The organism is Anaerococcus sp. HMSC068A02 (assembly GCF_001811125.1).
Taxonomy (GTDB): Bacteria; Bacillota; Clostridia; order Tissierellales; family Peptoniphilaceae; genus Anaerococcus; species Anaerococcus vaginalis_C.
Map to the genome: position 1 here is coordinate 111,540 of NZ_KV803711.1, position 21,270 is coordinate 132,809.

The following is a 21,270-nucleotide window of genomic DNA, read 5'->3' on the forward strand; positions in this document are numbered from 1 at the left end:
ATATAAAAACAGAGGAAAAAATGAGTAAAATTGATTTTAAAAAAATAAAATTGGATAATGGCGAGACCATGGCTTATAGACATGTGGGCTGTGGAGAAAATAAAGTTATTTTGATTCACGGTTTTCAATCATCTTCCCAATTTTTTGAAGATTTATTGGAAAATATTGATAAAAAAATTGAAGTATTTGCTCCAGATTTAATTGGATACGGGGAAAGCTCTTATGAAAATAAGCACAAGGAAATGAAAGAGTGGGCAGAGGATTTGAAATATTTTGCTGATTCTTTGAATATAGATAATTTTTCTCTTGTAGGCTGGTCTTTGGGTGGACTTGTCGCCATGGATTTTGCAGGAATGTTTCCTGAAAAAATAAAGCAATTAATTTTGATAGCTTCTGTTGGAGTTAAGGGTTTTGTTATGCCAAAAGATAAAGATGTAAATGATGAAGATAAAAAATTAAAACTTCCTAATTTTTTGAAAAATTTTAACATTAAACACGATCATTCTTTTACTGTTCCTATTTTAAATGGAATAAAAGATAAGGATATTGATTTTTTTGAAGATTTATTTAGGCAAACAATTTATAATGTCAACGATCCAAATCCTGATGATTTAAGGAAAATGGCTGAAGATTTTCTAAAACAAAGGTGTTTTTTGGAATCTCTGCTTTCTATGGTAACCTACAATAACACGAAAGAAAAAGGAAGTGGATTGATTGAAAAAATAAATAAAAAAGTTACATGGATTCATGGAAACAAAGATATGGTTATACCAATTGACGATGCTTTAGAAAGTATTGAATATTTTCCAAACAAGGTTAATTTTATAAAATTTGAAAATTCTGGTCATGCTGTATTTGTAGATGAAAAAGAAAAATTTGTAGAAATTTTTGAAGATTTGATAAAAAATGAAAATTAAATATTTAATAATTTATTTTATATTTGTTTCCTTAATTTCGATTTTTCTAGTGTTCTATGATAAAATTGCTTCAAAAAAATTTAAAAGGAATAGAATAAGGGAAAATATTCTTTTGCTATTTGCCTTTATGGGAGGAGCGTTTTTTATGTATATTACCATGAAATTAATTCATCATAAAACTCGTCACAAAAAATTTATGATAGGCATTCCGATTTTTATAGGATTACATATTTTTCTTGGATTTTATTTATTTAATAGAATTTAAAATAAAATTATTTAAATGCGGCAATTATTTGTCGCTTTTAAATTGTCAAATAGGGTAAGAATAAGTTAATGTATAAAGGAGAAAAAGATGAAAGAGTATGTAGATTTGTACGATAATTTTAGAAATAAAACTGGAGAAATTATAGAAAGAAGAGATATTGTGCCAAGAGGTCTTTATCGACTTATCATCCATGTTTTAATTTTTGATAGAAAGGGAAGACTTTTGATTCAAAAAAGAAGTAAAGTAAAAAAATCTTGGCCAAATTTATGGGACTTGACAGTTTCAGGAGCGGTATCAAGTGGAGAAAGTTCGCAAACAGCTGCATCCAGAGAATTATTTGAAGAGCTTGGAATAAAATATGATTTTTCAAAATCTTATCCAAATATTTCGGTGAATACTGGATTTAGAATTGATGATGTCTTTATAATAAGTAATAAAAATATAGATTTAAATAAATTAAAATTGCAAAAAGAAGAAGTTTCTGATGCAAAATTTGTAAGTTTAAATGAGCTAATTAAAATTATTGACGAAAAAGAATTTGTTCCTTATCAAAAAGATTATATTAATTTGCTATTTTATTTAAGAAATAATTCGAATTTATTTGTTAATGATTAAATAATTAAGAATTATTATCATTTTCCACGCAAAGGTGTATAATAATTTTATAAATCCGAGTAAATAACTAGGAATAAAATTTTTAGGGAGGAATAATGAAAGACAGTAAAATAATTTTAGTTGGCGATGGAGCTGTAGGAAGTTCTTTTGCTTATGCCTCTACAATTCTTGGTATTGGAAGAGAATTGGGAATTATAGATATAAATGAAAAAAAGGCAGAGGGAGATGCAATGGATCTTTCCGATGTGCTTTCTTTTACAAATCCAAAACACATTTATAAGGCAGATTATAGTGATTGTAAAGATGCGGAAATAGTTGTAATTACAGCTGGAATTCCACAAAAATCTGGAGAATCTAGACTTGATTTAATAGAAAAAAATCTTAAAATTTTTAAAGATATGATTGGACAAATCGTAGATAGCGGTTTTGATGGAATATTTTTAGTTGCATCAAATCCAGTTGACATTTTGACTTATGCAACTTGGAAATATTCAAAATTTCCAGCAAATAAAGTTATAGGCACAGGAACTACTCTTGATTCTTCAAGATTTAAAAAAGAAATTGCAAATTTAATAGGAATTGATCCAAGAAGCGTTGAAGCTTTTATAATGGGAGAACATGGAGATAGCGAATTTGCAGTTTGGTCACACACAAATGTAGGCGGTATGCCTTTGTATGAATGGGTTAAAAGCCACAGCGAAACTGACGAAAAAGAACTCTTAGATACTTTTGAAAAAGTAAAAAATGCAGCTTATGAAATAATTGATAAAAAAGGAGCAACTTTTTATGGAATAGGCATGGCGCTTGCTAGAATTGTTGAAGCAATTATAAACGATCAAAATTCTGTATTTTCTACTTCATCATATCTTGATGGGGAATATGGTTTAGAAGATATTTTTATTGGAGCTCCATCAGTTATTGGAAAAAATGGAGTAAAATGGGTTCTTGAAGTGCCACTTACTGATATAGAAGATGAAAGAATGAAAGAAAGCGCAAAAACATTAAAAGAAATAATAAATAAATCAAATATGTAATAATTAGGAGCTGTTGTAAAATTATAGATAATTATAACTTTGCAACAGTCCTTTTTATATTAAAAAATTCAAATAGGGTAATAATATAAGGAATAGTTTATTATAAGGAAGGTAGAAAATGGCAGATATAAATAAAATAAAAGAAATGGAAGAAATTCTAAATAAAAACACCAAAGAAGTAGAAGATTTTAGAAAGGCACTTGAAAAATTTAAAAACAGCCAAAAAGATTATAAAAAATTATCCGATTATTATTCGTCAGAAGAATATATGAAAGACTTAGAAGAATCAAATCAAGGAAAAATTGACCCAGAAATAAGTCAAGGTATTTTTTCAGAAGATTTAGTTTATGATTTATTAGGAGATAATTATTATTTGGCAGTTGATATGCTTGAGCTTGCAACAGAAATAATTAAAAATAATTAAAAAAATCCCCTAGCTTTTTAAATTTTTTACTGGCAAAGCCAATAAGAAAAATATAAAAAGCTAGGGGATTTAATTTTATTATCTTCTTACAGCTTTTACAATTGCAGAAACCAAAACTATTGACATAATAGCTTCTGGAAGTCCATTTGTAATTATTGCGCCAAAAATTGTACTCCTTGCAGCCTCAACAGAAATACCCAAGGCTGTTACATATTTTTCAGCATAAAACAAATAAATAAAACCCATAACAAAAAGAGTATTAGTCATTGTTCCAACAAAAGATGCAATAGCTACAGAAAGATTTGAATTTTTATTTTTATAAGTTAAATAAAGCATACAAATAGCAATTATAGTTATTACTATAGAAATTACAATTTGATATATTTTTGCTTGATGAGTTAAATTATAAAATACCAAATAAATTAAAAATCCTGTAAGAATTGTCCACAAAATCAAAGAAATTTTTCTGATTTTTTCATTATTTTTGTCTTTTAATCCTTTAAAAGCTAGTCCTGCAAAAATTCCTATTAAAATTCTTGGCAAAACTGAAATTATTGGATTATAAAAAACAAATGAAATTGGACCAGGTCTAAGCATAGCATTTGCTATCGAAGATAGACCAAAAATAAATCCCACAAGACCACCAACGATTGGTCCTTCCAAAATTGCAGCTATAATAACTGGTATGTGCATGGTCGTAATATTAATTAGACCTAGGGGAATGTATCCCATCGGAGTGAATCCTAAAACCATAGTGATTGCTCCAAGCATAGCAACAGTTACCATTTTACGAGTTTTTTCTTTATTATTCATATTACCTCCTGATACAACTCCTTTCGGATGTCGTTCATTATACAATTATTATATACCAAAAAATTAAAATGTCTAAAAATTAACTAAGAAGTTTGCGAAAATCATTTATGAAAAAACAAAAAAATGAAAATTAAAAATAAAAAAACGCAGATAAAAATCTGCGTTAAATTTGGTGCGCCATCAGGGATTCGAACCCTGGACACCCTGATTAAGAGTCAGGTGCTCTACCAACTGAGCTAATGGCACTAACTTGCTGACTTATTAATAATACCATCTTATAATTTTTTTGTCAACAAGGGGAAATTTTTAATAGTGAAATTATAAATCTTTTTGTTTTAATTTCATTATTAAGTTTGTATATGCTATAATGTGTAGTGGATGTTTACTTGGGACCCATCCGAAAAAAATCAAGGAGGTATTTATGTCTAGTCAAGGATATAATTTTAAGGATACAAATTTTTTAGTTAAGTCAGCTGCGATCGCGGCTTTGTATGCAATAATCACTTTAATGTTCCCGTCTCTTGCGTACGGACCTATCCAATTACGTTTTAGTGAAATTTTAGTTCTTTTGGTTTTTTATAACAAAAGATTTATTCCGGGACTTTTATTGGGATGTTTTTTGGCTAATTTTGCGTCTGATATTGCTGTGTTTGATGTGATTTTTGGAACATTCGCATCTTTTTTGGCTTTTATGATGATTATTAGACAAAAAAATTTGTTCATAGCATCTTTGTTTCCAGTTTTATCTATGGTTATTCCAGCTATTGGAACTTATATTTTGTTAGATTCATCAACTGCTTTCATTATTATGCTTGGACAATTTATGATGAGTGAATTTATTGTTGTATCTGTAATTGGCATTTTTATTTTTAAAATTTTAGAAAATAATTCTGCTTTTATGAATATAATTAAAAATTTCTAAGAAAAAAGGGACTGTTGTAAAAATTATGAATAATCATAATTTGCAACAGTCCCTTAAATATTTTTAATTATTTTTCTTCTTTATCTTTTGAATTTTTTTCTTCGTATTCTTCTTTTGTCAAAACATCAACTATTTCTGCTTTAACTGCTTGTACGTTTATTCCTGTTAGGCTATAAACTTCTTTTTTGATGTTTCTATCTAATGATGCAAATACTTCTTGTGCTTTTTTGCCGTATTCAAGAATTATTTTTGTGTGAACTACAGCATTTTTTGCATCGTCAACGTCGATTGAAATTCCTGATGTATTTTCTCCGTCTGTAAAGTTATCAGCTATTGATGAAAATACATTTTTTTTCAATTCTAAAATTCCGTCTGTTTTTGTTAAAACTTTTTTTGCAATTTTTGCTATTACATTGTCGTTAATTGTATATTCACTTACTTCGTTTGCATATTCTGCTTGAATTTCTTTGTTTTCAATTCTATCCATAATTTTCTCCTTTTAAATTTCAACTTGCTAACTTGTTTACCTTATATTGTTACCCGAAGTTTTTCTAAATAAACAATTTTTAACAAAGATTTCAAATTATTTGGATAATTTTTTTATTATTTTTTCAATTTCTTCGATTTTTTCTATTCCATCTTCATTATTTTTATCAAGTGCCTTGTAGACGCAATGTTCAAGATGGGAGGAGAGGACATCGGAATTTATATTTTTCAAAATTGAAATTGATGCCATTATTTGGTTTGAAATATCTATACAATATCTGTCATCTTCAACCATTTTGATAAGTCCGTCTAACTGTCCTCTGACTGTTTTTAATTTTCTTAGGGTTTTATCTTTGTCAGCTTGCATTATTTATACTCTATGCCAACAAACTCATATCCAGCATCATTTATTTTTTCTTTTATTTCGTTTTCATCAATTGCTCCAAAGTAATCGACTTCTGCTAATTTTTCATCTAAATTAACTTCGGCATTTTCAATTCCAGAAATATTTTTAAGAATTTCTTCTACACGATTTTTGCAATGGTTACAGCTCATTTGGTTTACTTTTACTATCATTTTGTTTAATTCGTTCATTTTTTTCTCCTTTATATTTTTATTTTTTTCTTTTTCAATTTCTTCTTTTATTTTTTCTTCGTTTTCAAAATTTGCTTTAAATTTTCTAAGTCTTAGTGAGTTTAAACAAACAAATATTGATGAAAAACTCATGGCAAAGGCTCCAAACATTGGGGAAAGTTTTAATCCAAAAGCAGGATAGAGAAGACCTGCTGCAAGTGGGATTCCAATTATATTATAGAAAAACGCCCAAAAAAGATTTTCTTTAATGATTTTTATAGTTGATTTTGATAGTTTTAATGCTGATACAATATCCAAAATATTATTGTTAATTAAAATAATATCCGCAGATTCTATCGCTACATCTGTTCCATTTCCTATTGCCATTGACACATCACTTCTAGCAAGTGCTGGAGCATCATTAATTCCATCTCCAACCATCAAGACTTTTTTTCCTAGTTTTTGCAAATTTTTAATTTCTTTTTCCTTGTCTTGGGGCAAAACTTCTGCGTATTTTTCGTCAATATTTAAGGCATTTTTTATTGCCTCAGCAGTTTTTTCGTTATCTCCTGTAATCATCCTAACTTCATAGCCCATTTTTTTCATTTCATCAATTGCAATTTTTGATAAATTTTTTGGTTTATCTTGAACGGCTATTATTCCAATTACTTTTTTTTCATCAGCAAAATACATAGAAGTTTTTCCTTCATTTGAAAATATATCAGCTTTTTTCTCATAAGATTTTAAATCTATATTTTTTTCTTTCATCAAGGAAATATTTCCACCATAATAAATTTTGTTTTCATATTTTGCTTTTATTCCTTTACCAGAAATCGCCTCAAAGTCTTCTATATTTTTTGCTTGAATATTTTTAGCTTTTGCATATTCGCTTATGGCGTGTGATAGGGGATGCTCACTATTATTTTCGATTGAGCTTGCAATTTTTATAAATTCATTTTCATCAATTTCTGAAATTATATCAGTAACTTGCGGTTTTCCCTCAGTTATTGTTCCAGTTTTATCTAGTAAAATTGTATCAACTTTGTGAAGATTTTCTAAGTTTTCTGCATTTTTAAATAAGAGCCCAAATTGAGCACTTTTTCCTGTAGCAACCATAATTGCCATTGGAGTTGCAAGTCCCAAGGCGCATGGACAAGAAATTACTAAAACAGAAATTGCAAAATTTAAAGAAAATTCAAAACCATATCCCAAAATCATCCAAACTACAAAAGTAATTAAAGAAATTATCATTACAGTTGGAACAAAAATTGCAGAAATTTTATCGGCAAGTTTTGCTATTGGTGCTTTTGTTTCATTTGCCTGATTTACAAGCTCAATTATTTTTGAAAGCGTAGTATCTTCTCCAACTTTTGTAGCTTCAAATATAAAAGAGCCTTGTTTATTTAAAGTTGCAGAAATAACTTCATCTCCAATATCTTTATTTACAGGAATTGATTCGCCAGTTATTGCAGATTCATCAACAAGAGATGAACCTTCTTTTACAATTCCATCAACAGGAATTGCCTCTCCTGGTCTAACTAAAATCAAATCTCCTTTTTTCAAATCTTCAACCAAGATTTCTACTTCTTTTTTATCTTTTAAAATTCTAGCTTTTTTTGGAGCAAGATCCATCAAAGATTCCAAAGATTTTTTTGTTTGACCTTTAGATTTTTTTTCGAAATATTTTCCCAAAGTAATCAAAGTCAAAATCATTGCTGATGATTCAAAATATAGGTTATGCCTATAATTTTCTACAATTTCAAATTTTTCAAAGCCAAGACCATAAGCCATTCTCATTATGGCAAATATTCCATAAATCAATGCGGCAAAAGATCCAAGTCCTACTAAAGTATCCATATTAGATGCTTTGTTAAAAAGAGCTTTAAAACCGGAAATATAAAAAATTCTATTTACAAAAACTATTGGCAAGGTTAATAAAAATTGCAAAAAAGCAAAGTTTACACTGCCACGCGCTCCCATTAAAAAATGAGGAAGTGGAAGATTTATCATGTGTCCCATAGAAACATACATAAGTGGAATCAAAAATATAAAAGAAATAATTAATCTGTTTTTGACAATTTTTTCTTCATCAAAAGTTTTATTATTTTCTTTTAAATTTTTTTTATTTTTTGGCTTTGCTCCATAGCCAATTTTTTCAACAGCTTTTATAATATCATTTTCAGAAATTTTTCCATCATCATAAGAAACAGTCATGGTTTCCGAAATAAGATTTACATTTACAAAATCAACGCCGAGTTTTTCGACAGCTTTTTGAACATTTGCCTGACAAGATGCACAAGTCATTCCACTAACATCAAAGCGTTCTTTCATTTTACCTCCTAACTAACACCGTGTGGGGGTGTTATTTTTATTATATGCTTATAATAATTTTTGTAAAGAAATATTTTTTAATTTTGATGGGTAGAAAATAAATAAGGAGTAAAAAATGAAAAGATATAATATGATTTTTAAAGGGAGAGTACAAGGAGTTGGCTTTAGATATAAATCTTATTTGCTTGCAAATGAACTTGGCTTAACTGGAGATGTAAATAATTTATATGATGGAGATGTTGAATTAAATATTCAAGGAGATAGAGAAAAAATAGATTTATTTTTGGAAAAATTGGCTATGGATAGATTTATAAGAATTGATGATATAGAAATTAAAGAAAAAGAATTAATAAAAGATGAGGAAAAATTTAAATTGTCTTAAAAATTAAATTGTAACAAAAAAGGCTCTTGCAAAAATACAAGAGTCTTATTTTTTGTCGAAAAAATTGCTTATTGCAGGATTTATTATTGCAAGAATTATTGATGCAATTAAAGCAGTTCCAAAAGAATTTATGCTAGCACCACTTGCAAGATTAAATGTAATTTGTAAAACAATTGCGTTTACTATAAAAGAAAATAAACCAAAAGTTAATATTGTTAATGGAAGAGATAATAATTTTAAAATTGGTTTTATAATTGCATTTACAAACATCAATATTAAAGCTGTAATTATTATTGCCTTATTTTCTGTAAAAGTTATTCCATCAAATAAAATATCAAGAAGATAAAGACTAATTGCGTTTGCAATCCATTGAATTAAAAATGTCATTATTTTCACCTCGATTCAATAAGTTATTATACAATGACTTTACAAGTTGAAATAAAAAAATCAATATTTAAAGTAAAAAGCTCCATTTCTATGTGAAATGTACTATAATAATCTTGACTCATTATTTTGGATAAGAGTTGATATTAAATTAAAAATATTTATTTTCTAAAATAAATAAAAAAGAAATGAAATTATTGAGGAGAAGAAATGATTTATACACTTACTTTAAATCCATCTATTGATTATGTTTTAAAAATTGATAAATTTGAAGATGGACAAACTTTAAGAAGTAATGCAGAAGAAAAATATCCTGGTGGAAAAGGAATTATGGTTTCTAAACTTTTGAGAAATCTTGGAGAAAATTCAATAAATATTGGTTTTCTTGGTGGATTTACAGGAGATTTTATTAGAAAAAAATTAAATGATTTGGGAATCGAGGAAGATTTTACGAGAATAGAAGATGATTCTAGAATAAATGTGAAATTAAAATATGAAACAGAAACTGAAATTAATGCTCAAGGTCCTCAAATTAAAGAAGAAGAAATTGAAGAATTTTTAAATTATTTAGACCAATTGCAAGAAGATGATTTTGTAATAATATCTGGTTCAATTCCGAAATCTTTAGGAGATGATTTTTATAGGGTTATTGTAAATTTACTTGAAATGAATAATGTAAGATTTGCTCTAGATACTTCTGGTAAAAAATTATACAAACTTTCATCTTATAAACCATTTTTGGTAAAGCCAAATAAGTATGAGCTTTCTGAAATTTTTGAAGATAAAATTGATAGTGAAGAAAAAATTGTAAAATATGCAAGAAAATTAATTGACCAAGGAGCTGAAAATGTAATTGTTTCACTTGGCAAAGACGGGTCGATTTTTGTTGATAATAGTGTTACATACAAGGCAAAACCAATTGAAGGAAAATTAATTAATTCTGTAGGAAGTGGAGATAGCATGGTTGCAGGATATATTTACGGTTATATGAAAGGACTTTCAAAACTTGATTCATATAAACTTGCAATAGCTTGTGGAAGTGCAACAGCCTTTAGTCCTGATATTGCTGAAAAAGAACTTATAGATGAAATTTTTAAAAAAGTTGAGCTTGAAAAATGGGAATAAAGCTATATGATTAAAAATCAAAAAAATAAATTTTCACTAGCTTAATAATTTAAGCTGGTGTTTTTTTATTGTTTAAAATTGGGTATAGGTAAAATAAGCGAGGTAAGATATGAAAGAATTAGAAAAAATTATAAATGAACAAAAAATATTTTTTAGAACTGGCTTAACCAACACAGAAGATTTTAGAAAAAAAGCATTAATAACTTTAAAAAAATCTATTGATAAGTATAAGGAAGAAATTATTTATGCCTTAAAAATGGATTTAAATAAATCAAGCACAGAATCTTATATTTCAGAAATTGCAAGTGCCTATGTAGAAATTGATTTTTCCTTAAAAAATTTATCAGATTGGATGAAAGATACAAGAGAGATTACAAATATGGAGGCAATGCCTGCAAAATCTTTTACAAGATATGAACCTTTGGGTGTGACTTTAATTATTTCTCCATGGAATTATCCGTTTTTGCTTGCAATAAATCCAATTGTAAATGCAATTTCAAGTGGTAATACTGTAATTTTAAAAACTTCAAAAAAATCTTCTTATACATCAAAAATAATAAAAAAATTATTGGATGAAAGTTTTGATAGGACATTTATTTATTGCGTTGACAATGAAAAAGTAAGTCATGATGAACTTTTATCTTACAAATACGACCATATATTTTTTACTGGCTCTCAAAAGGTTGGAAAAATTATTATGAAAAAAGCAAGTGAAAATTTGACTAAAGTTACGCTTGAGCTTGGTGGCAAATCTCCTTGCATAGTTGATGAAAGTGCAAATTTAAAATTCGCCGCAAAAAGAATTATTTGGGGAAAGCTTTTAAACAGCGGACAAACTTGTGTAGCACCAGATTATTTGTTGGTTCATAAAGATGTTAAAAAAGAACTTTTAAGATTGATGAAACAAACAATATTAGAATTTTATGGCGATAGAGCATTGGAAAATCCTGATTATCCAAGAATAATTGACAAAAATTCTTTTGAAAGACTTATTAATTTGATAGAAGATCAAAATATTTACACCGGTGGTTTGTATAATTCAAAAACTTTAAAAATTGAGCCTACAATAATTGATGATGTAGATTTTGCAAATAAAATTATGCAAGAAGAAATTTTTGGACCAATTCTTCCAGTAATAGAATATAATGATATTTTTAAAATTATAGAAAAATTAAAATTTATGGATAAGCCTCTTTCAATGTATATTTTTAGTGAAGACCAAGAACATATTGATAGACTAACTTATGATTTGTCATCAGGCGGAGTTTGTATAAATGATACGATAATGCATTTGACAAATCCTAATTTAGAATTTGGAGGAGTTGGAGAAAGTGGAATGGGCGGTTATCATGGGAAATTTGGTTTTATGAATTTTTCAAACAGAAAATCTATAATGATTAGGTCGAACAATATTGATATAAAAATAAAATATCCACCATATTCAAAAGGTCAAGAAAAAATAATTAAAAAAATTTTTAAATGAGAATCCTAATTTATCTAGGATTCTTATTTTTTTATTTTATTTTAATTTATTGAATAAAAAAATTACAAAAGTATAATAGCTTTTATATCAAGGGGTGGTTTAATGGTGTTTATATCTGATGAAAAGAAAAATGAAATTTTAGAAAATTCAGATATTGTAGCAATTATTGGAGATTATGTAGATTTAAAAAAATCTGGAAACTCTTATAAGGGTTTGTGTCCTTTTCATAACGAAAAGACACCATCCTTTACAGTTGATGACAGGAAACAATTATTTCATTGCTTCGGTTGTGGCGAAGGTGGAGATGTTGTTTCTTTTATTATGCACAAAGAAGGACTTTCCTATATTGATTCTATGAAATATTTGGCTAAAAAAGCTGGTATAAAACTTGATGATACAAAATCTTCTAAAGAAAATAAAATTTTAAATAGATATTACGATATTAATAAAGATATAATGATGTATTTTTACAAAAATTTGTTGACTGATAAGGCTTGTCAAATTTATTTAAAAAACAGAGGATTTAGGTCAAATATTGTAAATACTTTTATGCTTGGTTTTGCTAAAAATTCTTGGGATGATTTATTATCTTATGTAAAAAAGAAAGATTATCTTTTGGATGATATTGAAAATTTGGGTTTAATTAAAAAATCTCAAAATGGAAAATATTATGATAAGTACAGAAATAGATTGATTTTTCCAATTATAAATCACTATGGAAAAGTTATTGGATTTGGTGGAAGAAGTATTGATTCTACTATGCCAAAATATTTAAATTCACCAGAAAGCCAAGTTTTCAAAAAAAGATACAACCTCTATGGTTTAAATATTTTCAAAAAACAATCTAATAAAGATATTATCTTGGTTGAAGGATATATGGATGTAATTGGTTTAAATAATCAAGGTATTGACCAAGCTGTGGCAAGTCTTGGGACATCACTTACAAGCGATCAGGCAAAACTTTTAAAAAGATATGCAAAAAATGTTTATATTTGCTACGACGAAGATAATGCTGGAATAAAAGCTACAGATAGGGCAATTGAAATTTTATTAGATGAAGGAATAAAACCAAATATAATTAGCCTTGAAAAGGGTCTTGACCCAGATGATTTTGTAAAAAAATATGGCAGAGATGCTTTTATTAAAAAAATGGATGAGGCTAGTGATGTTTACAATTACAAGTATAATAAAATTCTCGACTTATATGCGGAAAGTAAGGACAATGAAAAATTTGAAAAATTAAATTTATTTATAGAATTTTTATCTTCAATAAAATCAGATCTTACTAGAGAAATTTTTATAAATAATGTAAGCAAACTTTTTGATATAGATAAATCTACTTTAAAAGAATCTGTCTTAAAGTATAATGATAACTACAAAAAGACTTACAAAAATCAAAATAAAGATAGTTTTTATAATAAAAATGATTTTAAAAATTTTAACACCAATCAAAACACAATTATTGAAAGAAAAAAATATTCTGTTTCCACAAATGAGCTTGAAACTTTAAGATTATATCTTAATCAAAAAGATGAGTATGATGAAAATAAAGATTTTTTTGATCAAGTTATAGTGGATGAAAAATTGCTTGAAATAAAACAATATATTGACAAAAATGGTTTTGATAAGATAAGCGAAAATTTTTCAAATGACTACCAATTTATTATAGATTACATCAAAGATAAGTCCAATAAGATTGTAGGAAATGAATTAATAGAAAAAATAAATTTAGAAAATAGAAAAAAACTTTTAAAAAAGTTAAGAAATAGAGACTAATCACTTCAAAGCTGGAGGGGAGACTTATGACTAGTGATAACGAAAAGATGCTAGAAGATGATCTTCTAAGGGAAATAATAGATGAATTTAAATCTATTAGTGAATCTCAAGATGGAGTTGTAACTTACAAACAAGTTTACACTTTTGAGACCTTTAAAGAAATGGAAGATGAAAGCAAAAAATATGTTATAGGCCAAATTATATCCAATGGAATAGAGATTGTTGAAGAACAAAGAACTGTTTTGGACGAAGATGAAGATGACGAAGAAATCAGAGAAGAACTTGATAATGATGACGATGAAGATTTTTCAGATGAAAAACTTGAAGATCACATGAAAAAAGTTTCTAACAAGCAAAAGTTAGAAAAAAAATTTATACAAGATGAAGCTATCACTGGTATAAAGTTGGATGACCCTGTAAAAATGTATTTAAAAGAAATTGGAAAAGTTAAGCTATTAGATGCTCACGAAGAAATATTTTTGGCGAAAAAAATGGAGCTTGGAGATATTGCTTTCAGGAGTAAAAGTGGTAAAAAACTTACCAAACAAAATAAAGTAAAACTTGCTTTAGATATATTTTATGGAGATCTTTCATTAACTATACTTGGTGCAAATCAATCAATTTTAGAAAATAAAGAATTAGATGATGAAACAAAAACAAATCTTGAGTCATTGATTGAAATTGGAAATCAATTTGAAAATATGTTAAACCAAGAATTAACAGATGAGCAATTAGAAGCCATAAAATCTAAAATATTAATTTGCAATATTGCACAAAAATCTATAGCAGACAAAGAATTAAGCGAAAAAGAAGCAAATATTTTGTGTGATTTATTTGATAATTTTGGGAAATTAGTTGCAACAAAAGAATCTGACGATATAGTTTCACTAATTTATTTAGCTTTTTCAGACCTTTACAAAAAGGGAGCTGAAAATGAAATTTTGAAAACCAATGATAAGCTAATAATTAGCGATTTAATTAATTTTTCAAACAAAGCCAGGCAAGTTTATGAATATAAACCACTTTCTGAATCAAGTATAAAAGATTTGGAAAGATTTACAAAAACCAAAAATCTATGCAAGAAAATTTTTGAAGATCAAGGATTTGATGCAGACGATGTAAAAAGATTAAATAGGGCAATATTTGATGCAAATAGGGCAAAACAAAAATTGGCAGAGACAAATTTAAGGCTTGTTGTATCAATTGCAAAAAAATATGTAGGTCGCGGAATGAGCTTTTTGGATTTGATTCAAGAAGGAAATATGGGACTTATGAAAGCAGTTGATAAGTATGATTACAACAGAGGATTTAAATTTTCAACTTATGCAACTTGGTGGATAAGACAAGCGATAACTCGTGCTATTGCCGACCAAGCTAGAACAATTAGAATTCCTGTTCACATGGTTGAAACAATTAATAAATTAGTTAGAATTCAAAGACAATTAGTTCAAGATTTAGGTCGTGATCCATCAAACGAAGAAATTGCTGAGCAAATGGGAATTGAAGTTGAAAAAGTTCAAGAGATAAGAAAAATTGCCCAAGAACCTGTTAGTTTGGAAACGCCAATAGGCGAAGAAGAAGACAGCCATTTGGGAGATTTTATAGAAGATGATACAGCTATAAATCCTGATGATGCAGCAAACTATTCAATGCTTAGAGATCAACTGAATGATGTCTTATCTTGTCTTGGAGCAAGAGAAAAAAGAGTTTTACAATTAAGATTTGGACTTATAGATGGAACACCAAGAACATTAGAAGAAGTTGGCAAAGAATTTGATGTAACTCGCGAGAGAATTAGACAAATAGAAGCAAAGGCGTTAAGAAAATTAAAATCGCCTAATAAGAGTGAATTATTGAAAGACTTTTTATAAATGAAAATTACTAAACGACTAGAAAAAATAGCAAAGCTAGTTGATGAAGGTAAAAAAGTAATTGATATTGGGACTGATCATGGATTAGTCCCTTTATATTTAGCAAAAAATGAAATATCAAAAGAAATTCTTGCAACAGATATTTCAAAAAAAAGCCTTCAAAAACTAGAAGAAAAGCTAGATGATAATTTAAAAAAAATAATAAAAACAAAAGTTTGTGACGGACTAAATGATATAGAAATAAAAGACAATCAAATAGCCATAATTGCAGGAATGGGAGCAGTTACAATAATTGAAATTATTTATAATAATATAGAAAAGATAAGAAAACTTGATTATGTAATTTGTGAAGGAAATATAGGAAATGAAAAATTAAGAAAATTTTTAAATGAAAATAGTTTTTTTATTGACAAGGATTTTCTTATTAAAGATGGTAGAAAACACTACGATATAATTAAATTTAAAAATGGAAAAGATAGAAAACTTTCTTTGGGAGAAATTTATTTTGGTAAGTTTATATATAAAAATTTCAATCCATTATTAAAAAAAAGACTTGAGCAAATTTATAAGAAAAATATAAAATTTAAAGAAAATATAGAAAAATTTTCAGAAAATAAACAAGGATTAGATCTTATTGAAGAAAGATTACAAGCAATAGAAGAGGTTAAAAATTATGAAGATAAAAGATATAATTAAATTTTTGGAAGAAAGATTTCCACTTTCACTGCAAGAAGATTGGGACAATTCTGGACTTCAAATTGGAAATATTGAAAATGATCTAACAAATATAATGATTTCTTTGGATCTTGACGAACAAACAATACAAAAAGCAAAAGAAAAATCTTGTAATTTGATTATAAATCATCATCCATTTTTATTTTCTTCAATTAAATCAATAGATTTAAACAAAGGAAAGGGAAAAATTATTAAAAATTTACTTCTAAATGATATTACAGTTTTTGCCATGCATACCAATCTTGATATAGGAAAAGGCGGAGTAAATGATAATTTAGCAAAACTTTTAGAGCTTAGAGATATTTCAAATTTAGATACAAATAATGAAAATCCTATGGCAAGATTTGGATATACAGATGAAATAACAGCTTATGATTTTTCTAAATTTGTAAAAGAAAAATTAAATTGTAAAGGACTTATACTTTATGGAGATAAGGATAAAAAAATAGAAAAAGTTGCTCTTTGCGGAGGAGCTGGTAGTGATTTTATAAATGATGCAATTAAAAAAGGCTGTGATCTTATTGTAACAAGTGATGTAAAATATCATGAGGCTATAGATAATTGTAAAAAAATAAATATAGTCGATCCAGGACATTTTGCAAGCGAAAATCATATTATTTATATGATAAAAGATTTATTAGAAAAAAATTTTGCAACGGGAATATACACCTGTGCAAAAAAAGATTCATATAGAGAATTTATATAATCTTTACAAATAAAAAAATTATGATAAAATAAATAACGGAGTAAATTGAATAATCGCGTCAATGACGAGGAAAGTCCGTGCACCACAGAGTAAGGATGCTAGATAACGTCTAGTAAGGGTGACCTTCAGGCAAGTGCAAAAGAAAGTATACCGCCAAAAATTTTTGGTAAGGGTGGAACGGTGAGGTAAGAGCTCACCAGATAATTAGTGATAATTATGCTGTGTAAACCCCATCCGGTGCAAGAACAAAAGGGACATTAGGATTTCTACTCGAAACAGTCCAGTATGGTAGTTCGCTTGAGCTAATTGGTGACAATTAGCCTAGATAGATGATTATTTTTAACAGAACACGGCTTATAGATTTACTCTATTTTTATTAAATTTAACTATCCTAATATAAAAGGGTAGTTTTTTTATTGGAAAATTTAAAAATAAATTTGTAACAAATAAGAAAAAAATATAAAAAAAGTTACGAAATAAAAATAATTTTTCAAATATTTTAAATAAATTGGGATTATACAAGTGTTTTCACAAATAAATATAAAAAATATGTCAAAAAGTGTAATTTTTTTGTAACTTCTTATTGACTATTTTGTTAAAAAGTTATATTATTATTCTAGATTTCATAACAGATAAAAAAAACAAATTTTAAACGGAGGAAACAATGAGTAAGAAAAATATAGGATCGACAATAGGAGTGTTAGCCGCAGTTACAATAGGTGCTTCTGCTTATGCTTCTACGATTAATAATTTAGATAAAGAAGATCAATCAAAAAAGGTATTAGAAAATAATGTATCTTATATTGAAAAAGAATATGCATCCAAAGTTAATTCTGTAAAGAAAGATTATTCTAACGAAGTTAAAAATACTAAATTTGCAGAAAAAACAGAAACAAAAAAAGATGCAAAATTATCTAAAACAAGAAATTTGGCTGATCCTACACTTTTTGAATCATCAAGTGAAGATGCTATAGTTAAAGCTGTAGATGAAAAAATTCAAGAAAATAAAGAAGAAGATCAAAATAAAAATCAAAATACAGTTGAACAAGCTTTAGAACAAAGCCCTGTAGTTGAAAAGTTTGTAGCTGTAGAATCATTAAATGTTAGATCTTCAAAAAATGATCAAGAAAATAACGTAATAGACGTATTAAATAAAAATACTAAAGTAAGTGGACAAGTTGAAGATGGTTGGTTAAAAACTGATAAAGGATACATAAAATTAGACTTTTTATCTGATCAAGCTTTAGAAGATACTAACCAAGAAGATTTAATAGCTCAAGAAGAAGCAAGAAAAGCTGAGGAAGCTAAAAAGGCCGAAGAAGCAAGAAAAGCTGAAGAAGCTAAAAAAGCACAAGCTAGCCAAGCAACAAGTTATACTGGCTGGGTAAATGTAAGTGCATTAAATGTAAGAAGTGGAGCAGGAACAGGTTCTAGTATTATTGGATCATTGTCAACAGGAGATAAAGTTTCAGGAACACTTCAAAATGGTTGGTTAAAAATTAGTTATAATGGACAAGTTGCTTATATATCTGCAAACTGTTTATCAAATACAGAAGTTAAAAAGCCAGTTGTTGAGAAAAAACAAGAAAATAATACACCAGCAAAACAAGAAAATACAGTTCAATCTCAAGCTTATACAGGTTGGGTAAATACAGCTGCATTAAATGTTAGATCAGGTGCATCAACATCATACAGTATAATAGGCTCTTATACTATGGGAGATAAAGTTAGTGGACAATTAGCTAATGGATGGTTGAAAGTAAACTATAATGGAAGAACTGGATATATTAGTGCAAATCTACTTTCAAGTAAAGAAGTTGCTAAACCACAACAAGTTGTAGAAAATAATAAATCAAATAATAATGCAATAGGACAACAAACTGCAACTCAAACACCTCAAGCTTCAGCAAGTGGACAAGCTGCTGCAAATATTGCAAGACAATTTGTTGGTTATCCTTATGTTTGGGGAGGATCATCTCCAAGTGGATTTGATTGTTCAGGTTTAGTTTATTATGCTTATAAACAAATTGGAGTTAATTTAAATAGAAATTCTGCTGCACAATTCTCTAATGGATATTCAGTAGGTATCAATAATTTGAAACCAGGAGATCTTGTATTCTTTAATCAAAGCGGATCTATAGACCATGTAGGAATGATTGTTGATTATAATGGTAATTATGTTCATGCAGTAAGTCCAGGAGTTGGAGTTCAAATTGGAAATATCTATAATTCATGGAGTCAAAGAGTATTTGCAGGAGCAAGAAGAATATTTTAATTAAATAAATTAAAAACACCCTTAGGGGTGTTTTTTTAGGATTAAATTATGAAGATTATTAAGTCAAATGAAATAAAAAATGATATATTAAAAAATATAGAATATTGCAATAAAAAGAAAAACTTACTAATTATATCTCAAAATAATGATTTAGCTGTAAATCAATATAAAAATGCAATTATAAGAAGATGTAATGAATTTAATATTGATTATATTGATAAAGAATTTAGTAAAGAAGATAATCATTTAGATATAATAAATTATTGTAATAATTTAAATAATATTGATGGTTTTATAGTTCTCCAACCTCTCTTAGAGTCGACAGATCTAGATTATTTAAGAGAAAATATTCCTTTTAATGATTTAGATGGCTTTAAGTATGATTCTTTAGGGAAAATAATGAATAAAAAATTTGAGAATTCACCACAAACAGTAAAATCTATTATAAAATTTATTAATTATATGAATTTAGACTTGGAGGGAAAGGATATAATAATAGCTAATTCAACTAATATTATTGGAAAACCATTAGCTATGTATTTAAATTATAAAAAAGCTTCAGTAACACTCTTTAATTCAAAAACAAAAAATCAAAAAGAAAAAATTAAGAATTGTGATATATTTATATCTGCAATTGGAAAAGCAAATTTTTATAATAAAGATTATTTTAGAGATGGACAAATATTGATTGATGTTGGAGTAAGTTTTGTAGATGGTAAAATGTATGGCGATATTGATTATGATAGTATAAATGAGATGGATTTAAAAGTAGTTACTTGTAAAAATGGAGTTGGCTCTATTACAACCTTGTCTTTATTGGAAAGTTTATTATATAGTTAGGTACTAGATTCATTTTTATTTAAGGTATAATTGTAAATAGTATTTAAATTTGATAAAGTAAAATTATGAAAGGATATATATGAAAAAATTTAAATTAGTAATTTTAGGTACAGATTTAAATGCTTATGGTGTTGCAAGAAGTGCCCATGAGCTTTATGGAATAAAATCTATTTGTATGGGAATAAAAAATTTAAGAGACACAAGAGATTCTAAAATATGTGAAGTACATACAAATGAAAATTTTGAAGATGATAATATTTTTGTAGAAGAGCTGATAAAATTAAAGAAAAAATATAAAGATTATGAATTGATTCTGATTTCTTGTTCCGATGGTTATTCATCTTTGCTTGTTAATAATAAAGAAAAATTAAAAGATTATTATCTATTTAATTACGTTGATAAATATATGCAAGAGAAATTGGAAAATAAAATTGATTTTTATGAAATTTGCGAAAAATATGGTCTAGATTATCCTGATACAGTTATTACAAATGACAACACAGATGAATCAATTAAAAAAATTGAATCAGAATTGTCTTATCCTATAGCATTAAAGGCAAATGATTCAATTGAATTTTATAATACTCATTTTGAGAGTAAGAAAAAAGCTTATAAAATTTACAACAATGAAGAATTAGTGAAAACTTTAAATCAAATTTATAATGCTGGATATACTGGAAAAATGATAGCACAAGATTTTATTCCAGGAGATAGTTCAGATATGTATGTTTTAAATGCTTATGTAAATACAAGTTCACAAGTAAAAATGATGAGCCTTGGCAAGTGTTTGTTAGATGAAGTTTTACCTTTAAATATCGGAAATTATAATGCTTTGGTAACAATGGGAGATGATAATATATATAAGCAATATAAGAAATTTTTGGAAGAAATTTCTTATACAGGTTATGCAAATTTTGATTTGAAATATGATAAGAGAGATGGAAAGTATAAGGTATTTGAAATAAATATAAGACAAGGCAGGTCAAGTTTTTATATGAATGCAGCCAATAATAATTTTATTAAATATCTTGTAGATGATTTAATTTTTAATAAAGATGAACCATGCTATTATGAATATGAAAATGGATTATGGTTGTATGTTGATCCATCAGTTTTGAAAAAATATGTTAATAGAAAAGATAAAGACTTGGCTTTAAAAATGTTAAAAAAAGGCTATGTTTTTACAACTTGGTATGAGAATGACAAAAATTTTAAGAGATTCCTTAATTATATGAGAAGAAGATTTTCAACTATTAAATACTATAAAAAATTTTCTAATTAAATAAATTGTATAGGAATTTAATATAGGTATG

Annotated in this window: 21 protein-coding genes, 1 tRNA gene and 1 other RNA gene; 17 read left to right on the forward strand and 6 right to left on the reverse strand. The window is 27.1% G+C overall.

What is annotated here, in order from left to right; translation table 11 throughout:
- Positions 1-20: 20 nt before the first annotated feature.
- From HMPREF2782_RS00855 to HMPREF2782_RS00875, 5 genes are all read left to right on the forward strand, one after another.
- On the forward strand, positions 21-917 hold the full coding sequence (locus HMPREF2782_RS00855) for an alpha/beta fold hydrolase (RefSeq protein WP_070605000.1): 897 nt from the start codon (positions 21-23) through the stop codon (positions 915-917).
- On the forward strand, positions 907-1,182 hold the full coding sequence (locus tag HMPREF2782_RS00860) for a DUF1294 domain-containing protein (protein WP_070640169.1): 276 nt from the start codon (positions 907-909) through the stop codon (positions 1,180-1,182). Before HMPREF2782_RS00855 ends, HMPREF2782_RS00860 begins: the two co-directional genes overlap by 11 nt.
- Positions 1,183-1,269: 87 nt before the next feature.
- The gene (locus HMPREF2782_RS00865; protein ID WP_070640172.1) at positions 1,270-1,797 is read left to right on the forward strand and encodes an NUDIX hydrolase; all 528 of its coding nucleotides are present in this window, start codon (positions 1,270-1,272) and stop codon (positions 1,795-1,797) included.
- Positions 1,798-1,892: 95 nt separating this feature from the next.
- On the forward strand, positions 1,893-2,831 hold the full coding sequence (locus HMPREF2782_RS00870) for an L-lactate dehydrogenase (RefSeq protein ID WP_070640175.1): 939 nt from the start codon (positions 1,893-1,895) through the stop codon (positions 2,829-2,831).
- A 118-nt stretch (positions 2,832-2,949) separates the two neighbouring features.
- The gene (locus tag HMPREF2782_RS00875; protein WP_019117545.1) at positions 2,950-3,255 is read left to right on the forward strand and encodes a DUF4298 domain-containing protein; all 306 of its coding nucleotides are present in this window, start codon (positions 2,950-2,952) and stop codon (positions 3,253-3,255) included.
- Between the two features lie 78 nt (positions 3,256-3,333).
- On the opposite strand, the gene HMPREF2782_RS00880 is transcribed toward HMPREF2782_RS00875, so the two are convergent.
- Both HMPREF2782_RS00880 and HMPREF2782_RS00885 read right to left on the reverse strand, forming a co-directional pair.
- Positions 3,334-4,068 (reverse strand): ECF transporter S component, encoded by a 735-nt coding sequence (locus HMPREF2782_RS00880; protein WP_070640178.1) that lies wholly within the window; start codon positions 4,066-4,068, stop codon positions 3,334-3,336.
- Between the two features lie 170 nt (positions 4,069-4,238).
- A tRNA-Lys gene (locus tag HMPREF2782_RS00885) sits at positions 4,239-4,314 on the reverse strand.
- A gap of 175 nt (positions 4,315-4,489) precedes the next feature.
- Here HMPREF2782_RS00885 and HMPREF2782_RS00890 point away from each other — a divergent pair.
- Positions 4,490-4,990 carry a QueT transporter family protein gene (locus HMPREF2782_RS00890; RefSeq protein WP_070640181.1) on the forward strand — a complete coding sequence of 167 codons (501 nt, stop codon included), beginning with the start codon at positions 4,490-4,492 and terminating at the stop codon, positions 4,988-4,990.
- A gap of 67 nt (positions 4,991-5,057) precedes the next feature.
- Here the strand turns inward: HMPREF2782_RS00890 and HMPREF2782_RS00895 are convergent, their stop codons facing one another.
- From HMPREF2782_RS00895 to HMPREF2782_RS00905, 3 genes are all read right to left on the reverse strand, one after another.
- Entirely contained in the window at positions 5,058-5,477 is a 420-nt protein-coding gene (locus tag HMPREF2782_RS00895; RefSeq protein WP_019117548.1) for an Asp23/Gls24 family envelope stress response protein, read from the reverse strand.
- Positions 5,478-5,573: 96 nt separating this feature from the next.
- Entirely contained in the window at positions 5,574-5,843 is a 270-nt protein-coding gene (locus HMPREF2782_RS00900; protein ID WP_004838968.1) for a metal-sensing transcriptional repressor, read from the reverse strand.
- On the reverse strand, positions 5,843-8,380 hold the full coding sequence (locus tag HMPREF2782_RS00905) for a heavy metal translocating P-type ATPase (RefSeq protein ID WP_070640183.1): 2,538 nt from the start codon (positions 8,378-8,380) through the stop codon (positions 5,843-5,845). The genes HMPREF2782_RS00900 and HMPREF2782_RS00905 overlap by 1 nt, the downstream gene beginning before the upstream one ends.
- A 115-nt stretch (positions 8,381-8,495) precedes the next feature.
- Here HMPREF2782_RS00905 and HMPREF2782_RS00910 point away from each other — a divergent pair, with 115 nt between their 5' ends.
- Positions 8,496-8,762 (forward strand): acylphosphatase, encoded by a 267-nt coding sequence (locus HMPREF2782_RS00910; protein ID WP_070640186.1) that lies wholly within the window; start codon positions 8,496-8,498, stop codon positions 8,760-8,762.
- 45 nt (positions 8,763-8,807) lie between these two features.
- On the opposite strand, the gene HMPREF2782_RS00915 is transcribed toward HMPREF2782_RS00910, so the two are convergent.
- Positions 8,808-9,149 carry a phage holin family protein gene (locus HMPREF2782_RS00915; protein ID WP_070640189.1) on the reverse strand — a complete coding sequence of 114 codons (342 nt, stop codon included), beginning with the start codon at positions 9,147-9,149 and terminating at the stop codon, positions 8,808-8,810.
- Between the two features lie 207 nt (positions 9,150-9,356).
- Between HMPREF2782_RS00915 and pfkB the strand changes: the two genes are divergently transcribed.
- The 10 genes from pfkB to HMPREF2782_RS00965 all read left to right on the forward strand — a co-directional run bounded on the left by pfkB (position 9,357) and on the right by HMPREF2782_RS00965 (position 21,239).
- Entirely contained in the window at positions 9,357-10,271 is a 915-nt protein-coding gene (pfkB, locus tag HMPREF2782_RS00920) for a 1-phosphofructokinase (protein ID WP_070640191.1), read from the forward strand.
- Positions 10,272-10,380: 109 nt separating this feature from the next.
- On the forward strand, positions 10,381-11,754 hold the full coding sequence (locus HMPREF2782_RS00925) for an aldehyde dehydrogenase family protein (protein WP_070640194.1): 1,374 nt from the start codon (positions 10,381-10,383) through the stop codon (positions 11,752-11,754).
- Between the two features lie 102 nt (positions 11,755-11,856).
- Positions 11,857-13,530 carry a DNA primase gene (gene dnaG / locus HMPREF2782_RS00930; RefSeq protein WP_070640197.1) on the forward strand — a complete coding sequence of 558 codons (1,674 nt, stop codon included), beginning with the start codon at positions 11,857-11,859 and terminating at the stop codon, positions 13,528-13,530.
- Positions 13,531-13,556: 26 nt separating this feature from the next.
- The gene (gene rpoD, locus HMPREF2782_RS00935) at positions 13,557-15,401 is read left to right on the forward strand and encodes an RNA polymerase sigma factor RpoD (RefSeq protein WP_070640200.1); all 1,845 of its coding nucleotides are present in this window, start codon (positions 13,557-13,559) and stop codon (positions 15,399-15,401) included.
- Entirely contained in the window at positions 15,402-16,097 is a 696-nt protein-coding gene (locus HMPREF2782_RS00940) for a tRNA (adenine(22)-N(1))-methyltransferase (protein ID WP_070640202.1), read from the forward strand.
- On the forward strand, positions 16,075-16,842 hold the full coding sequence (locus tag HMPREF2782_RS00945) for a Nif3-like dinuclear metal center hexameric protein (protein WP_070640205.1): 768 nt from the start codon (positions 16,075-16,077) through the stop codon (positions 16,840-16,842). Before HMPREF2782_RS00940 ends, HMPREF2782_RS00945 begins: the two co-directional genes overlap by 23 nt.
- A gap of 37 nt (positions 16,843-16,879) precedes the next feature.
- Positions 16,880-17,215: RNase P RNA component class A (rnpB, locus tag HMPREF2782_RS00950), an RNA gene on the forward strand.
- 291 nt (positions 17,216-17,506) lie between these two features.
- Positions 17,507-19,117: a C40 family peptidase gene (locus HMPREF2782_RS00955; protein ID WP_070640208.1), complete on the forward strand. Its 1,611-nt coding sequence runs from the start codon at positions 17,507-17,509 to the stop codon at positions 19,115-19,117.
- A 48-nt stretch (positions 19,118-19,165) separates the two neighbouring features.
- On the forward strand, positions 19,166-19,957 hold the full coding sequence (locus HMPREF2782_RS00960; RefSeq protein WP_070640211.1) for a bifunctional 5,10-methylenetetrahydrofolate dehydrogenase/5,10-methenyltetrahydrofolate cyclohydrolase: 792 nt from the start codon (positions 19,166-19,168) through the stop codon (positions 19,955-19,957).
- Positions 19,958-20,036: 79 nt separating this feature from the next.
- Positions 20,037-21,239: a carboxylate--amine ligase gene (locus HMPREF2782_RS00965; protein WP_070640214.1), complete on the forward strand. Its 1,203-nt coding sequence runs from the start codon at positions 20,037-20,039 to the stop codon at positions 21,237-21,239.
- Positions 21,240-21,270 lie beyond the last annotated feature (31 nt).

Excerpts from the sequence above, each read along its gene's own strand:
- HMPREF2782_RS00855 (WP_070605000.1), top strand. The coding sequence starts at position 21 with ATGAGTAAAATTGATTTTAAAAAAATAAAATTGGATAATGGCGAGACC.
- HMPREF2782_RS00860 (WP_070640169.1), top strand. The coding sequence starts at position 907 with ATGAAAATTAAATATTTAATAATTTATTTTATATTTGTTTCCTTAATT.
- HMPREF2782_RS00865 (WP_070640172.1), top strand. The coding sequence starts at position 1,270 with ATGAAAGAGTATGTAGATTTGTACGATAATTTTAGAAATAAAACTGGA.
- HMPREF2782_RS00870 (WP_070640175.1), top strand. The coding sequence starts at position 1,893 with ATGAAAGACAGTAAAATAATTTTAGTTGGCGATGGAGCTGTAGGAAGT.
- HMPREF2782_RS00875 (WP_019117545.1), top strand. The coding sequence starts at position 2,950 with ATGGCAGATATAAATAAAATAAAAGAAATGGAAGAAATTCTAAATAAA.
- HMPREF2782_RS00880 (WP_070640178.1), bottom strand. The coding sequence starts at position 4,068 with ATGAATAATAAAGAAAAAACTCGTAAAATGGTAACTGTTGCTATGCTT.
- HMPREF2782_RS00890 (WP_070640181.1), top strand. The coding sequence starts at position 4,490 with ATGTCTAGTCAAGGATATAATTTTAAGGATACAAATTTTTTAGTTAAG.
- HMPREF2782_RS00895 (WP_019117548.1), bottom strand. The coding sequence starts at position 5,477 with ATGGATAGAATTGAAAACAAAGAAATTCAAGCAGAATATGCAAACGAA.
- HMPREF2782_RS00900 (WP_004838968.1), bottom strand. The coding sequence starts at position 5,843 with ATGCAAGCTGACAAAGATAAAACCCTAAGAAAATTAAAAACAGTCAGA.
- HMPREF2782_RS00905 (WP_070640183.1), bottom strand. The coding sequence starts at position 8,380 with ATGAAAGAACGCTTTGATGTTAGTGGAATGACTTGTGCATCTTGTCAG.
- HMPREF2782_RS00910 (WP_070640186.1), top strand. The coding sequence starts at position 8,496 with ATGAAAAGATATAATATGATTTTTAAAGGGAGAGTACAAGGAGTTGGC.
- HMPREF2782_RS00915 (WP_070640189.1), bottom strand. The coding sequence starts at position 9,149 with ATGACATTTTTAATTCAATGGATTGCAAACGCAATTAGTCTTTATCTT.
- pfkB (WP_070640191.1), top strand. The coding sequence starts at position 9,357 with ATGATTTATACACTTACTTTAAATCCATCTATTGATTATGTTTTAAAA.
- HMPREF2782_RS00925 (WP_070640194.1), top strand. The coding sequence starts at position 10,381 with ATGAAAGAATTAGAAAAAATTATAAATGAACAAAAAATATTTTTTAGA.
- dnaG (WP_070640197.1), top strand. The coding sequence starts at position 11,857 with ATGGTGTTTATATCTGATGAAAAGAAAAATGAAATTTTAGAAAATTCA.
- rpoD (WP_070640200.1), top strand. The coding sequence starts at position 13,557 with ATGACTAGTGATAACGAAAAGATGCTAGAAGATGATCTTCTAAGGGAA.
- HMPREF2782_RS00940 (WP_070640202.1), top strand. The coding sequence starts at position 15,402 with ATGAAAATTACTAAACGACTAGAAAAAATAGCAAAGCTAGTTGATGAA.
- HMPREF2782_RS00945 (WP_070640205.1), top strand. The coding sequence starts at position 16,075 with ATGAAGATAAAAGATATAATTAAATTTTTGGAAGAAAGATTTCCACTT.
- HMPREF2782_RS00955 (WP_070640208.1), top strand. The coding sequence starts at position 17,507 with ATGAGTAAGAAAAATATAGGATCGACAATAGGAGTGTTAGCCGCAGTT.
- HMPREF2782_RS00960 (WP_070640211.1), top strand. The coding sequence starts at position 19,166 with ATGAAGATTATTAAGTCAAATGAAATAAAAAATGATATATTAAAAAAT.
- HMPREF2782_RS00965 (WP_070640214.1), top strand. The coding sequence starts at position 20,037 with ATGAAAAAATTTAAATTAGTAATTTTAGGTACAGATTTAAATGCTTAT.